Origin of the sequence: Fibrobacter sp. UBA2449 (assembly GCF_002342555.1) — a bacterium.
In the GTDB taxonomy this organism is placed as follows: Bacteria; Fibrobacterota; Fibrobacteria; order Fibrobacterales; family Fibrobacteraceae; genus Fibrobacter.
This window is the reverse complement of sequence record NZ_DDQF01000010.1, coordinates 140,576-153,066: the sequence shown is the minus strand read 5'-3', so window position 1 is coordinate 153,066 and position 12,491 is coordinate 140,576. Positions and strand designations below refer to the sequence as shown.

Annotated in this window: 9 protein-coding genes; 1 reads left to right on the top strand and 8 read right to left on the bottom strand. The window is 55.1% G+C overall.

What is annotated here, in order from left to right; all coding sequences use genetic code 11:
• Nucleotides 1–5: 5 nt before the first annotated feature.
• The 5 genes from B4B27_RS06655 to B4B27_RS06635 all read right to left on the bottom strand — a co-directional run bounded on the left by B4B27_RS06655 (nucleotide 6) and on the right by B4B27_RS06635 (nucleotide 5,571).
• Entirely contained in the window at nucleotides 6–914 is a 909-nt protein-coding gene (locus B4B27_RS06655) for an MlaD family protein (protein ID WP_173365856.1), read from the bottom strand.
• An 84-nt stretch (nucleotides 915–998) separates the two neighbouring features.
• Entirely contained in the window at nucleotides 999–1,661 is a 663-nt protein-coding gene (locus tag B4B27_RS06650; protein ID WP_290724918.1) for a TrmH family RNA methyltransferase, read from the bottom strand.
• The gene (locus B4B27_RS06645) at nucleotides 1,658–2,701 is read right to left on the bottom strand and encodes a hypothetical protein (protein ID WP_173381653.1); all 1,044 of its coding nucleotides are present in this window, start codon (nucleotides 2,699–2,701) and stop codon (nucleotides 1,658–1,660) included. Before B4B27_RS06645 ends, B4B27_RS06650 begins: the two co-directional genes overlap by 4 nt.
• Before the next feature lie 3 nt (nucleotides 2,702–2,704).
• The gene (locus B4B27_RS06640) at nucleotides 2,705–4,237 is read right to left on the bottom strand and encodes a M16 family metallopeptidase (RefSeq protein ID WP_290724914.1); all 1,533 of its coding nucleotides are present in this window, start codon (nucleotides 4,235–4,237) and stop codon (nucleotides 2,705–2,707) included.
• A gap of 305 nt (nucleotides 4,238–4,542) precedes the next feature.
• Nucleotides 4,543–5,571, bottom strand: coding sequence for a vWA domain-containing protein (locus B4B27_RS06635; protein ID WP_290724912.1), 1,029 nt, complete (start codon nucleotides 5,569–5,571; stop codon nucleotides 4,543–4,545).
• A 134-nt stretch (nucleotides 5,572–5,705) separates the two neighbouring features.
• Here B4B27_RS06635 and B4B27_RS06630 point away from each other — a divergent pair, with 134 nt between their 5' ends.
• Complete coding sequence (locus B4B27_RS06630) at nucleotides 5,706–6,824, top strand: GGDEF domain-containing protein (RefSeq protein ID WP_290724910.1); 1,119 nt, start codon at nucleotides 5,706–5,708, stop codon at nucleotides 6,822–6,824.
• A gap of 2 nt (nucleotides 6,825–6,826) precedes the next feature.
• On the opposite strand, the gene B4B27_RS06625 is transcribed toward B4B27_RS06630, so the two are convergent.
• The 3 genes from B4B27_RS06625 to B4B27_RS06615 all read right to left on the bottom strand — a co-directional run bounded on the left by B4B27_RS06625 (nucleotide 6,827) and on the right by B4B27_RS06615 (nucleotide 12,394).
• The gene (locus B4B27_RS06625) at nucleotides 6,827–7,930 is read right to left on the bottom strand and encodes a vWA domain-containing protein (RefSeq protein ID WP_173381649.1); all 1,104 of its coding nucleotides are present in this window, start codon (nucleotides 7,928–7,930) and stop codon (nucleotides 6,827–6,829) included.
• A gap of 152 nt (nucleotides 7,931–8,082) precedes the next feature.
• Entirely contained in the window at nucleotides 8,083–10,350 is a 2,268-nt protein-coding gene (locus tag B4B27_RS06620; protein WP_290724907.1) for a glycosyl hydrolase family 8, read from the bottom strand.
• Nucleotides 10,351–10,522: 172 nt separating this feature from the next.
• Nucleotides 10,523–12,394: a cellulase family glycosylhydrolase gene (locus tag B4B27_RS06615; RefSeq protein ID WP_290724904.1), complete on the bottom strand. Its 1,872-nt coding sequence runs from the start codon at nucleotides 12,392–12,394 to the stop codon at nucleotides 10,523–10,525.
• Nucleotides 12,395–12,491: the final 97 nt, after the last annotated feature.

Below are 12,491 nucleotides of genomic sequence, written 5' to 3'. Positions count from 1 at the left end.
TTTCCTCAGAAAATATCCACGTTGATATCCAGCCCGTCATGCAGGATGACACGGAACAGGCTGTCGGCGGAATGAATCGTCTTGACGAGGTCGTCGTGCAGGGCCCTGTCCGACAGCAGGATGCCCATCGTATTGTCCTTGGACTGAACCTTCGCAATCAGCTCGTCCAGGTGCTTGGTAACGCCTTCCAGTTCGGACACCAGGTGGTCGGCATTCCCGACGACCTTGTCCGCATTGGCAAAAAGATTGTCCATGGGGGGCTTCACGCCGTCGACAAGAGTCTCGACCTTCCCCATCACATCGTTAAGGCCGTTCAGGCTCTTCTTGATTTGCGGGTCGGTGGTGTTGACCATGGTCATCAGGCGGTCTTCCAGGGATTCGGCCTTCGCGAGGATGGTCCTGAAGCGTTCCTGGAAATCGGGGTTCGCAATAGTGCCGTTGAGGGCCTCCTTCACTGATTCAAGAAGCACCTTCGTGCTGTCGCAGACTTCGCCCGCAAGGCCAAGCGCCTCGGCGATACCGGCATCGAACTGCCCGTTGATGGTGTCGCCCGGAGCCCAGTAGCTTTCGGCGTCACCCAAGATCATGCCAATTTGGCGTTCGCCCATGATACCGATATTCTGCACGCGGATTTCGGAATCCTTCGGGATCTTCACGTCGGTGCGGAGACGGATGCGCACGACCACGCGGTGACCGGCGAGGCTGATGTCTTCCACCTTGCCCATCTTGACGCCATTGACCTTGACCGGGTCATCGAGCACCAGGGTGCTGACCTGGGAGAAGCGGAGGTAGAACGTATTGAAAGTTTCCCGGGGGTCCTTCTCGTTCAGGAAGAACATGCCGAAGACTAGAATCACAACGGCCAAGAGAACAACGAGGCCAACAGAAAAATATAGGGCAGAATTCTTTTTCATTCTTGCCTCAAATTAGTTTTTTCTACGAAGGTTTCCGGCCCGGGATTCAAAAATCGGGCTTTTTTTCGCACTTTTCGAGCAGAATCAGGCATCTACATGCACGATGGGGCTGTTGTTCTCGATCCCGTTCACGTGACGGTCGAGCCAGTCGCGCAGCAGGGCGTCGCGGTCGGCAGGCGAAAGCAGGAACTTCTCGCGCCCTTCCTTCTGCATGTACACGTCGAGGTAGGTCATGAGCACGCCACCGGCAACCGAGACGTTCATCGATTCGGTAATGCCGTATTGCGGCAGCTTGAACTCGTAATCGGCATGCGCGAGCGTATCGGGATGGTTCCCGTGGAATTCGCTCCCGAGGTAGAACGCCGTCGGCTGGCTCAAATCCAGGTCGAGCACGGAATTCGTGGTGTTCGTGCTCGCGACCGCAATCTTGTAGCCCTTCGCACGGAGCTTTTCCATGCAGAGCATGCGTTTCTTGTAGAGGTAGAGGCTCATCCACTTGTAGCTGCCCTTCAATATGGACTTGTTCACGCTGTAGGCGTTGTCTTCTTCGATGATGTGCACGTCCTGCAGGCCGAACACTTCCGCCGTGCGGATAACCGCCGAAATGTTATGCGGGTCGAACAGGTCTTCCAACACCATGCAGAAATGCCTCGTGCGGCGATTCACGACTTCCGTCAAAAGTTCCCTGCGCCTGTCCGTCACGCGCGCCAGGAGGGATTCCAGGCTTTCCTTTTCGCTTTCACTCATTTTTGCTGTGTCCTCACGTCTTCTACTTTCAAGGGAATCGCATCGCGCTTCTGCTTTTCGCGTTCCCTGCGTTTCTTTTCAAAATCCCCAAGTTTCCACGGAGCGCCATTCACCACGTTTTCGAAATCGAGCACATATTGCACGTTGTCGAACGACTTGAGCGAGGCGCTCTTGAGCATCGGCTCCTTGTCGCCGCCAAAGTAGCGGCCAGACGCCTTCTTGATATCCTTCACGATGTCGTCTATCTTTTCGTTCACGACCGCCTTGAACACCTGCATCTGCATGATGGAATTGAGAACCGAATTCCCGGGGAAGACAATCGCAGTTAGTTTATACTTAATCTCCTTCTGGGGAGTTTCGTCCATGTCGAGGAACGCAATGGCGGTGCCGTGCAGCGACCACTTCAGGACCTTGGCATGCCCGTAGCCAAAGAACAGGTTCCGCATGCCGAGCCTCGCGCCCGCGCTATCCTGCAGCGCCCAGTAGAATTCTCCCGATAGGCTCCTGCCGTTGCTCCCGTTGAAGTAGCGGCGGTTCGCACTCGTGTATTCGAGCTGGTAGTTGGAACCGAGGTAGGCATTGATCAGTTCCGCCGTAAAGGGCATGTTGTCGAAAAGGTAGCTGATGACGCTTTCCCCGAGCGGAAGCGTCCCCTTGTTCTCGTAGATGGCCCTGTACCTACGGCCGAGGCGCGCAAAAATCTGCACCCCCATCGGCACTCCGGGCCTGGGTTCGAATCCGCGCTTCACGACTTCGCGGTAGACGCCACAGTATTCGTCGTCATACTTCAGTCTCGGCCACGGATGCTTGTCCCCGGCGGAGCACCCCGGGTAATCGATATCGAGGCATTTCTTGAGGCCCGAACAGAGCGAACGGAGGTCGTCTTCGTTTTCGAGCTGCTTGAGGAGGCTGTTGCGGACAACCGAATCCGCGCCGAGCATGTTGTCGGAATCCGCAGCATGGGAGCATACGCCCACAAGCATCACTAGCAGCGATGCGACAGACAGACGGGAAAGATATTCCGAAACAACCCTGAACATGGATTACCTGAATTCGAGACTGTCAATCGGGACAACCGTAAAGGGCTTCAGGGCCTCGAGCTTTGCGACCGGACCCACTACAGATATCGTCATCTTGTCCTTCGCGTAATACTTCTTGATCATCGCCTTCACCTGTTCGGCGGTCACGGCGTTGATTTCCTTCACGTAGTCAAGGTAATGGTCCGGGCTCTTGCCCAACAGTTCATCCCCCGCGAATATTTCCGCAATCGAGGACGGGGAATCGAACAGCCCGGGCAGGCTCTCGACGAGCGTCTTCTTCGCCATCGCGAGTTCCTCTTCCGTGGGGCCATCCTTCGCGAGTTTCTCTATTTCCTCGTACACGAGTTTCAACGCGAACGCGGCGGATTCCACCTTTGTCTGCAGGCTAATCGAAATCATCGCCGTATCGCGGTAGTCGTTGCCCGCGCGGCTGCTGATGTGGTAGGCAAGGCCCTCGTCGCTACGCACGCGCGTCATGAGGCGCGAAGAGAAGCTGCCGCCACCGAGAATAAAGTTCGCGACGGCCGTCGGGTAGTAATCCGGATGCGGACGTTTCACGAAGGGCTGGTTCATCGAGATGTTCGCCTGCGTGATATCCTTGTCCACCACGTAGGTGCCGGGCCTGTTCAGGAACACAAGCGGCTGCGGCGCACTGTAGAGCGTCTCGGAACCGGCCTCGTCACCGGACTGCTTCATGAACAAGGCCATGATAAAGCCCTTGAGCACGGTCAGGGCAGAATCGCGGTTCACGTCTCCCGACAGGGCAAACACGACGCGTCCTCGATCAGGAAGATGCATGCCATTTATGAAGGTCTTTGCAGAAAGACGTTTCAGGTCGTCGACACCCACCTTCTTGTATTCTTCGAGCGTAGCATCCCACAGCCGCGGATTCGGGGCGTAGTTGACCTTGGTCCTCAATGCGGAAAGCACCTTCGCCGGAGTATCGTAGCGCTGCTCGTGAGCCGTCACAAAATTCGTCTTGACAATTTCGAGCTGTTCCTTGTCAAAACCCGGAGTCGCAATCAGCTCCCCTGCAAGAAACAGCGTGGTGAGGAAATCCTTCGAAAGGCAATCGATGGAAAATCCCGATTTCCACGTCCCTACGGAAGTAGAAATCCCGGCGCTAATGAACTCGAGCGAATCGTCAAGGGCGTGCGCCGACGTGTTCGTGCTACCGCCACGGCGGAACATCGAGCCCAGCATCTCGGAGGCGGCCTCGTCCTTGATATTCGAAACCACCTGCGGGTTCTCGAAATACACGGAGAGGTTCACGAGCGGGAGGCTCGAATCGGGAACGATATAGCCCGAGATGCCCGGAGCAAGCTCCACGCGGTAATCCTTCGGGTAAGGCGCCACGTACTTGTAGTCGGGATACCGGATATCCTTGTAGCTAGCGGGTATATCGGATACAGCCGCAGTTTCGGCAACAGCGGGAGCCGCGGCAGGGGTCTCGGCCTCGGGCTTCGGGCCCGAGGAACATGCGGCAACAACCGCAGAGAAGGCGGCAACGGTCAAAAGTCTCATCTCTTTTTTCATCTCGTTCTAAATATAGATTTAATATGGAATTAAAATAGATTTATAAATGCCGGAATCGGCAATCATCCAACTTGGAGTAGTCATTTTGAAGATCGGGCGTCCGCAACGGACTTTTTGAGTTATATTAGACAATGAGCCCTTCCGGTGGATCACTTCGGCATCGCCTCGGCGAGCCGCCCGTCTCCAAGAGAGACATACCCACCAGAAGGGCTTTTCCTCTATCCTCCAAAACCAAAGGGACAGTGCCGGTGCGCTGTCCCTTTAGTTATTGTCGACTAGGGAGGGCACAGCCCTCTCTAATTATATCAACTGAAGCGGCCGGCGAGTTGCTTGCGGCGGCGGCCACGTTCGGAAACCAGGGCCTCGACCAGGAAGAGCAGGGCCGAAAGCGCGAGGAATATCTGGTAGCGGTCCTGGTAATTTTCCATGCGGTCGGAAGCCTGTTCCTTCTTCTCCATGCCCGCAATCTCGGTCAATACCTTCTGCAACTGGAATTCGCCCGGGCTCGCGTAGAAATACAGGCCTCCCGTCACGCTCGCAATCTCCTGCAGCGTTCCTTCCTCTAGACGCGTCGTCACGATGTTTCCCTGGATATCCTTCTTGTAGGCGACGTCGCCGTTTTTCGTCTTCACCGGGATAGGCACGCCCTCGCGGCTGCCGATACCGATGGTATAAATCTTGATGCCCATCTCTGCCGCTTCCTTCGCGGCATTCACCGCGGCAGCCTCGAGTTCTTCGCCATCGCTCATGAGAATCATCACCGAATACTGTCCTGCGCCGCCGGAATTCTTGAACAAGGTCATCCCCTTGCGGATGGCGTTTTCGAGGTTCGTGCCAGGCATGAGCCAGCCCGGATTCAGCTCTCGCAGCATCATCTGTACCGTGCCGTAGTCAAGCGTCAGGGGCACCATCACCTGGGCCTCGCCGCTGAACGCGACAAGCCCCACGCGGTCGCCCGAAAGCCCTTCCAGGAAAGCGGAAATCTCGTGACGGCTGCGGACGAGGCGGTTCGGCTTCACATCCTCGGCAAGCATCGAAAGCGAAATATCCTGCAACAGCACGAGGTCGAGGCCACGGCGTTCGACATGTTCCATCTTGCGGCCCCACTGCGGACGCGCGAGCGCCACAAAGAGGAAGGCGATGGCCAGAAGCAGGATCGTCACCTTGGCAAGGCGCCTCCACGGGGATACGCTGGTCGAAAGTTTCGGGAGCATCGAAAGCGAGACAAAACGCGCGGCAAGCTTTTTTCGGCGGTAGTAGGCATAGTAAAACAGGAGCGCAAACAGCGGCAACGAAAAAAGGCACCAAAGAAAGTTCGGTTCGGCAAAACGCATCAAATCCTCCAGGATCGGCTCGGGAATCCACCCGCAAGCACCTAGAATATACAAAAAAACGGCACCGAAGCGTTTTTTTCAAAAAATTTTCCCCTTTCTTAAAATTTTATTATATTCAGAACAAGAAGGTTGATATGGATTCAGTCCTTTTCGCAATAGAGGTTGATGTCATTTGCATCGTGGTCCTCCTCCTGATCCGACAGGGCAACAGGGAGGCGGCATCGCTTTTGCTCTGTGCGAGGGCACTCGACAGGCTGCTCGACTTTTTCATCGTATTCGCCGCCCTCGAGATTGCCGGGAAAATCCTCTCGCCGGAATTCGTCATCGCCTGCAGAATTATCGAATGCCTCAAGATTATCGCATGCCTCGCCATCGCGGCCGCATGGTTCTACATGGTATCCTACGCGGTCACATCGAGCAGCTACAGGCTGCAGAAATGGGCCCTTCTCATCCTGGCACCCATATTCATCACGGGCGGTTACGCCATCATCGTGGCATTCATGCACCTGCACGACACGGGAACAGCCCTGAATCCCGTCCTGTGGATCCTCCTGAACCTGGTCTCCGTCGGCTACCTCCTCGGCGCGAGCGCCGTAGCCCTCCGCAATTCGTTCAAGTGCAAGAACCGGTTCCTGCGCAGGCACTACAACCAGCTCGCCATCATCATCTTCGTTCCGCTTGCCGGCATGGCGATCCAGACCCAGTCCATGGAAATGCCGATTACCTCGCCCGCGCTCATGCTCGCGATCCTATTCATCTACCTAAGCGACCTCAAGGAAAACACCTCCACCGACCTTACCACCGGGCTCAACAGCACAAGTAAGTTCGCGACTTACCTTAGCCGCATCACGCAGACACTGGATGCAAGCAAGAGGCTCTTCCTCATCCAGATCCACATCGATGACCTGGTCACTATACGCAAGACGCACGGCAAGCACGCCCCCGACATGGCCCTCCGGCAGATGGCGCAATTCCTGCGCTCCCTGTGCAAGGACAAGAACCTTTTCCTCGCCCGGTACAGCTCGGACACCTTCGCCATCGTCTACGAATGCGGCAACTTCTCCGAAGTCGAGGAACTCTGCAACGGGATTGTCCGCAAGAGCACGCAGAATAGCCAGCTCGGCCAGATACCCTGGCCGCTGTCCTTCAGCATCTACTGGTCCGAATATGGGACCAAGTCCACGCAGAACATAGACTCCTTCCTCGACAACGCCAAGGAAAACTGCTTCAAGCCGCCAACGGCCAAAACCTAGCGCTAGGGGATGCGCACGAAGCGCGTGTTCGCAAGCAGAAGTTCCAGCAGGATCAACAGGGCGCCCGCCAAAAGCCACGGGTAGAACTTTTCGGCATAGCGCGCATAGACGACCGTCTCGATTTCGGTCTTTTCGAGCTGGTCGATTTCGGAATAGATTTCTTCGAGCTGTTCCTTGTTCTCGGCGCGGTAGAACTTGCCGCCCGTCTTCTGTGCCACCGCCACGAGGGTCGACTCGTCGATTCCCTCCTCGGGAGTGATGTCACTTTCGGCCCACGAGATTTCGCCCGTCCACGGGTTCACCTGGAACCCGAGAATCTTGCCCTTCTTCTTGCCGACGCCGACCGTATAGACCTTGATGCCGAGTGACTGGGCAACCTCGGCCGCGCGCACCGGGGATATGACGCTCGCATTGTCCTTGCCGTCGGTGAGGAGGATGACGACCTTCGATTTCGCCTCGGACTTCTGCAGTCGGGCAAGCGCGTTCATGAGGCCATCGCCAATCGCGGTCCTCGACGCCACCACGGAATCGCGAGCCAGTTCGTCCGTCGCGCCCAGGATTTCAAGAAGGCTTCCGTAATCGAGCGTGAGGGGGCATTGCGTCATGGCCCGACTTCCGAACGCCGAAAGCCCGATGCGGTCACTGCGGCGCTTCTGGATAAACTCGGCAATCACATCCTGCGCATAGCCCATGCGGCTATATTTCCAGAAATCCCCCGACTTGTAGATGCGCTCGGCATTCATCACGCCGAGTTTCGCCTGTTCCACGCGGGTAAGCATGTCGAGCGTTCCCATCGATCCCGAAACATCAAGTACGAGCATGATGTCGACGCCATCGGTATTCGTGTATTCAATTTCCATCGCGTTTTGCGGACGGGCGAGCGCCACAATAAAGCAGCAGAGGGCGGCAAGGCGGAGCGCAGGCACGATATGGCGGAGGCGAACGCGACGGCTCGGGACTGCCTTTTTCGCAATCGCAAGGGCGGGAAACTTGATCGTGCTCTTGCGGCGTTGCTGCCTGTAAACGTATAAGGCAATCAGAACCGGAACAAGAATAAACAGCCAGAAGGCTTCGGGATTCTGAAAATGATACGCACCAATATCCATTCTAAGCTCCAAAAATTTCCGGGAATCTATTCCCGCACAGAGAATATACAAAAGCCGAGAGTCATGGGCAAGTTTTATGCGGTATATGCGAAGCCCATATACAAAAAACCGAGGCCGCAGAGCCCCGGTTCTGGATAATTCTTTAACCCTCGCTACTTGACCGTCACGGTATGGATCTTGCCATCGACACGGACAAGGTAGATTCCCTTGTGGGGAACTGCAATGCCCTGGTCGGCAGCGCCGATACGGCCAGAAACGACAGCCTTGCCCTGGACGTCAAACACGGCATAGGAGGAGCCGAGCCTTGCGCCGAGCACGCGGACCTGCATGCCAGAAGTCACGACCTTGACCGATCCGACGGAGGCAACCGCATGGATGGCGTCGGGAGCCGAGCTGGAAGATTCCGGATTCACGGTAGCAGAGCTGGAAGAACCCGGATTCACGGCAGCAGAACTGGAGGACGCCGGGACATCCGAAATGACGATGCCGGTAAGCTTGACAGGGTCAATCGCCTGCTTGTTCTCATCGAGGAATTCAATCTTCTTGATGGAGATTTCGCCGATGCCACCCTGAGCATCCTTAACTTCCCACTTGAAACCCTTGATTGTCTTGATGATGTCTGCTCCCGGAGGAGCATTCTTGTTCACCCAGTCAAGGATGGTTATCTTCGTGCCGTTCGCACCCTTGAAGCCCCATTCATCCGGAGTCATATCATAGGTGACGGCAACGTAGTCATCGGAGTTGTCGACATAGATACCCGGTTCAGAGCCGGCACCCAAATTTTGCAGTCCCTTTTCGGCATTTTCATCCGTAATGGTATTCAAGACGGCCATACGGATCGGGCCAGAAGTCTTTGCTGTCACGCGGACATACTTGATACCGAGAGCCGTGAAATCTACACCGCAAGTCTTTGTCTTCTTGCATTCTTCCTTCTTGAACGACACCGCAATACCGGCAGACGGATACTTAAGCGCTACGCCCGGGACATAATCCGGTTCAGGACCGATATTCATGGAGGCTTCGGCATAGATAGAGCCGTCGTCCTTCCTGAACAGCGGAGAGGAACCCGAGTCAGGAACCATCTTGGTGCCGATACCGAGCTTGTCATGGTAGGCGCCCCAGTTCCAAAGGCCCGAGACACCGACAGTCGTATCGCCGCGTTCCATCTGGGTTCCGCCAATCTGATTCACGGACGGAGCCTTGGTAGTATCCGGCGTGAATCTCGTAAAGCCGGAAAGATCATAGAGGTTAGGCATATTGCCCGTCAAGATGAGGAGGTAAAGCATGTTCAAGGTAGCCGGGTAATATTTTTCACCCGCGATACTTTCGCCGCAACCATCCACAGATGCACAGCTCTTCTTTTCCTTGAGGACCTTGAAAACCGTGTTAAGATAGGATTTCGCCTCGTCAGTGTTTATAGACGAAGTCGCAAGGCCAAGACCGCCGGAGAAGGTAGAAGAGACAAAGTTGCGCGAATCGCTTTCGTCCGCTATGTACGAGTTCATGTAATCTTGCCACTTGTAGCCAGAATTCACGCCACTAGCAGTGCGGGTTGTCGGGATGAGCCATTTAGTTACAGTTTCGTTGAACTTTTGCGCGTCGCTATCACCATACCAGTAATAGGCCCAAGCGGTACGCCACGGGGTACGTGCGGCGTCATCATAGAAACCAATATCATTGGATACGGCTGCACCCGGAGAAGAAATCGTCTTATGGTCGCTCCAACTGCACCAGTCTCCCACTAGACCGGTCTTGGAATCCTGACAAGCGAGCAGGTCCTGCATTGCCTTAGAACGGATGGTAGACCACTTACTGTTATTCGTCACTTTTTCGAACAGGCGGTAGTGCCCCGGCACCACATAACTCGGGTTGAGAGCCGGATTCCAGTTGCTGCCCGGCTTGAGGGAGTTATTGCCATCAACATCGTTCTGGACAATCCAATTAATAAGCGCCGTCGCATCGTTCAAATAACCAGCATTGTTCCACTGCTTGGATGCCATCACGAGGGCGAGAGCGGCGTCTTCGTCGGCATCCGTAGCCGAACCGTTGTCAGCCTGGCAACCAATACGCCAATTCATGCCAGCGTTTTTAGCGCTACCAACCGTATTGGACGTCCAAACCTTATAAAGGTTCTTGAACACTTCTTCTTCGTCCATGTACACAGTGATCAACATACCGTATGCAATAGCTTCAGAAACGGTAGAGCATTTTCCTTCCGGTGCATACACCCAGCCGTTGCTGGCATTGTACCAAGCCTGCTTCCACAGTTTGTAATGTTCCTTGATCATGTCCGTATTGGCATATTCAATAATCGTGCCATGCGGGTATTTCATGTTCTGCGGGAAAGGGTACTGCCCTGCATTACCCATGGCTGCGGTCAAGAGAACCGCGCAAGCTGTCGCTTTTAGAAAAGTTTTCATAAACATCCTTGTTTTTGTGTTTTCCCACCCGGTTTAAATATAACTTGGCGCACCCAAAAACAACACCCCCGGACGTGTAATAAATAGATTGCAAATTGCCGAAAAAACGTCAAAAAAGCCCCCGGAAATTTTCCGGAGGCTTCGGGTGTATGGATTAGGATTCTTTTTTGCCTTAGCGGGTCACGCGGACCTTCTGCATTTCGCCGGTGAAGCGGTTGCGCAGCATGTAGACTCCCGAGGACTTCACTGTACCGGAAGTCTGGAGCATCCGGGCGGCGGCATCAAAACCGTAAGCGGAGAGTATGCCCATGTTTACGCCGTGCATGTCGAACACGTAGTAATCCTGGAGTGCGCCCGCATCAAACTTGACATTCGCAATGGAGGTCGTACCCGGGTCAATCGGTTCGGGGTCGGTCGCGTCCTTGCCCTTCACGAAGGTGAAGTAGTCCACATCGAACCAGGCGCCAGTCACGTCCATGCGGAGTATATGCTTACCCTCCGGGAGGGTCACGTTGGCGCTGACCTTGTTGTAGTCATCGTAGTTCTCCTCGCCGGACTTGGCTGCAGGAACCGAAATCACGTCGGTCAGGGCCTTGCCATCGAGGGAGAGCTGGAAGCTGGAGGTGGAACCTGCGGCAGCCACGGCGGCAAACATCGTGTAGTCGCCCGCTTCCTTCACGTTCACGGTCCATTCGAGCCAGTCGCCTTCGCTGTTGTAGCCCACAATCACGCCGGTAGCCTTCTTGTAGAGGTCAACGCCCGTATCCTTGCGGTAGTCGCTATCGCCATGGTTTTCGGAATCGTCGCTGTAGGACTGGTTGCTCGTGCCGTCTTCGTTGACGCCCTTGCCCGGGATGTCGAAATCTTCGGCTTCGACCTTGCCCGGAAGCGAAATCGCCTCGCCCTTGAACGGGAGCTGCGGTTCGGGCTCGACCGGAGTGAAGGTCACTTCATTCTGGCCCTTGTTGAGGTTCTTCGCGAAGTAGTCTTCGAGCCAGTTCATGGAAGCGCGCTTGCGGCCATCCTTTTCGATAAGGCCGGTGTTTGCCACCCAGGTAGAGCCGTTGATATAGCCCCAAATGGTAATGCCTGCAACCCACGGAGTTTCCCACATGAACGGAACCTGGTTTGCGTAATCGTTTTTCTGTTTGGTATCGTCCGCTTCGCCGATATCGTATTCCGAAACGAGAAGCGGTAGGCCCGTCTCGTTATGGATTCGGGTCATCTTGCTTTCGAAATCGTTCTTGCTCATGCCCTTGCAGTCGTGAGCCTGCTGGCCGTAGGCATCCACCGGAGCGCCATTCTTGAGAATGGTCTGGATAAGTTCGATACCTTCGTTGATCTGCCAGGAGAGCGTGTTGTAGTCGTTGTAGATAAGCACAGCCTTCGGCCAGCGTTCGCGGGCCATCTTGAAGGCGTTCGTGATAAAGTCGTACTGGTGTTTGCCATTCACCACGCGGTCGCCACCGAGGGCCTCGATAATGTAGGAGCCGCCGCATTCGGTATCGTCGGTGCTGTGGCCTTCGGCACCTGCAGCGGGCTTGCCGTAACCGGAGTGGTAGTTGTCGCCCGCCCAAATGGCTTCGTTCACCACGTCGATGTATTCGAGGTCCGGGAACTTGGCCGCAACGGCATCGAACCATTCGGTGATGTACTGCTTGGTTTTTTCTACCGTGATGCTCGGATTCTTCTTCTTGCAGAGGAAGTTCGGGTACTGGGAACCCCAAACGAGGGCGTGGAACTTGAAGTGACGCTCACCGGGCTTTTCCTTGGCCCACTTGTAGGCGCTTTCGCACTTGTCGAAGTTGTCCCAGGCGAACTTGCTTGTACCGCTGTTGCCGTTAGAAAGGGAATGGATGGAACCCCACTTACAGCCATTTTCGGGAGTAATCTGATTCCAATATTGAGCAAAGTCGCTACGGATCTGGCCACCCGTAGTAATATTGCCCAGGAATTTTGCGCCACCATCGGCCAATGCGGCATTTGCCACGGTTGCAAGGCCAGCGATGGCAGCGACAGCGAGAGAGAGAGAAAGATTTTTCATACACCACATCCTTTTTTATTGTCTATATTCCAAAATTACCTTGAAAAACGTCAAAAATCGCATGTCGGAAGGGGGTTTTCATGGACAATCTATCCAT

Bases quoted from the DNA above. Each gene is read 5' to 3' on its own strand.
- B4B27_RS06650 (WP_290724918.1), bottom strand. From the start codon at position 1,661: ATGAGTGAAAGCGAAAAGGAAAGCCTGGAATCCCTCCTGGCGCGCGTG.
- B4B27_RS06630 (WP_290724910.1), top strand. From the start codon at position 5,706: ATGGATTCAGTCCTTTTCGCAATAGAGGTTGATGTCATTTGCATCGTG.
- B4B27_RS06645 (WP_173381653.1), bottom strand. From the start codon at position 2,701: ATGTTCAGGGTTGTTTCGGAATATCTTTCCCGTCTGTCTGTCGCATCG.
- B4B27_RS06615 (WP_290724904.1), bottom strand. From the start codon at position 12,394: ATGAAAAATCTTTCTCTCTCTCTCGCTGTCGCTGCCATCGCTGGCCTT.
- B4B27_RS06655 (WP_173365856.1), bottom strand. From the start codon at position 914: ATGAAAAAGAATTCTGCCCTATATTTTTCTGTTGGCCTCGTTGTTCTC.
- B4B27_RS06620 (WP_290724907.1), bottom strand. From the start codon at position 10,350: ATGAAAACTTTTCTAAAAGCGACAGCTTGCGCGGTTCTCTTGACCGCA.
- B4B27_RS06635 (WP_290724912.1), bottom strand. From the start codon at position 5,571: ATGCGTTTTGCCGAACCGAACTTTCTTTGGTGCCTTTTTTCGTTGCCG.
- B4B27_RS06625 (WP_173381649.1), bottom strand. From the start codon at position 7,930: ATGGATATTGGTGCGTATCATTTTCAGAATCCCGAAGCCTTCTGGCTG.
- B4B27_RS06640 (WP_290724914.1), bottom strand. From the start codon at position 4,237: ATGAAAAAAGAGATGAGACTTTTGACCGTTGCCGCCTTCTCTGCGGTT.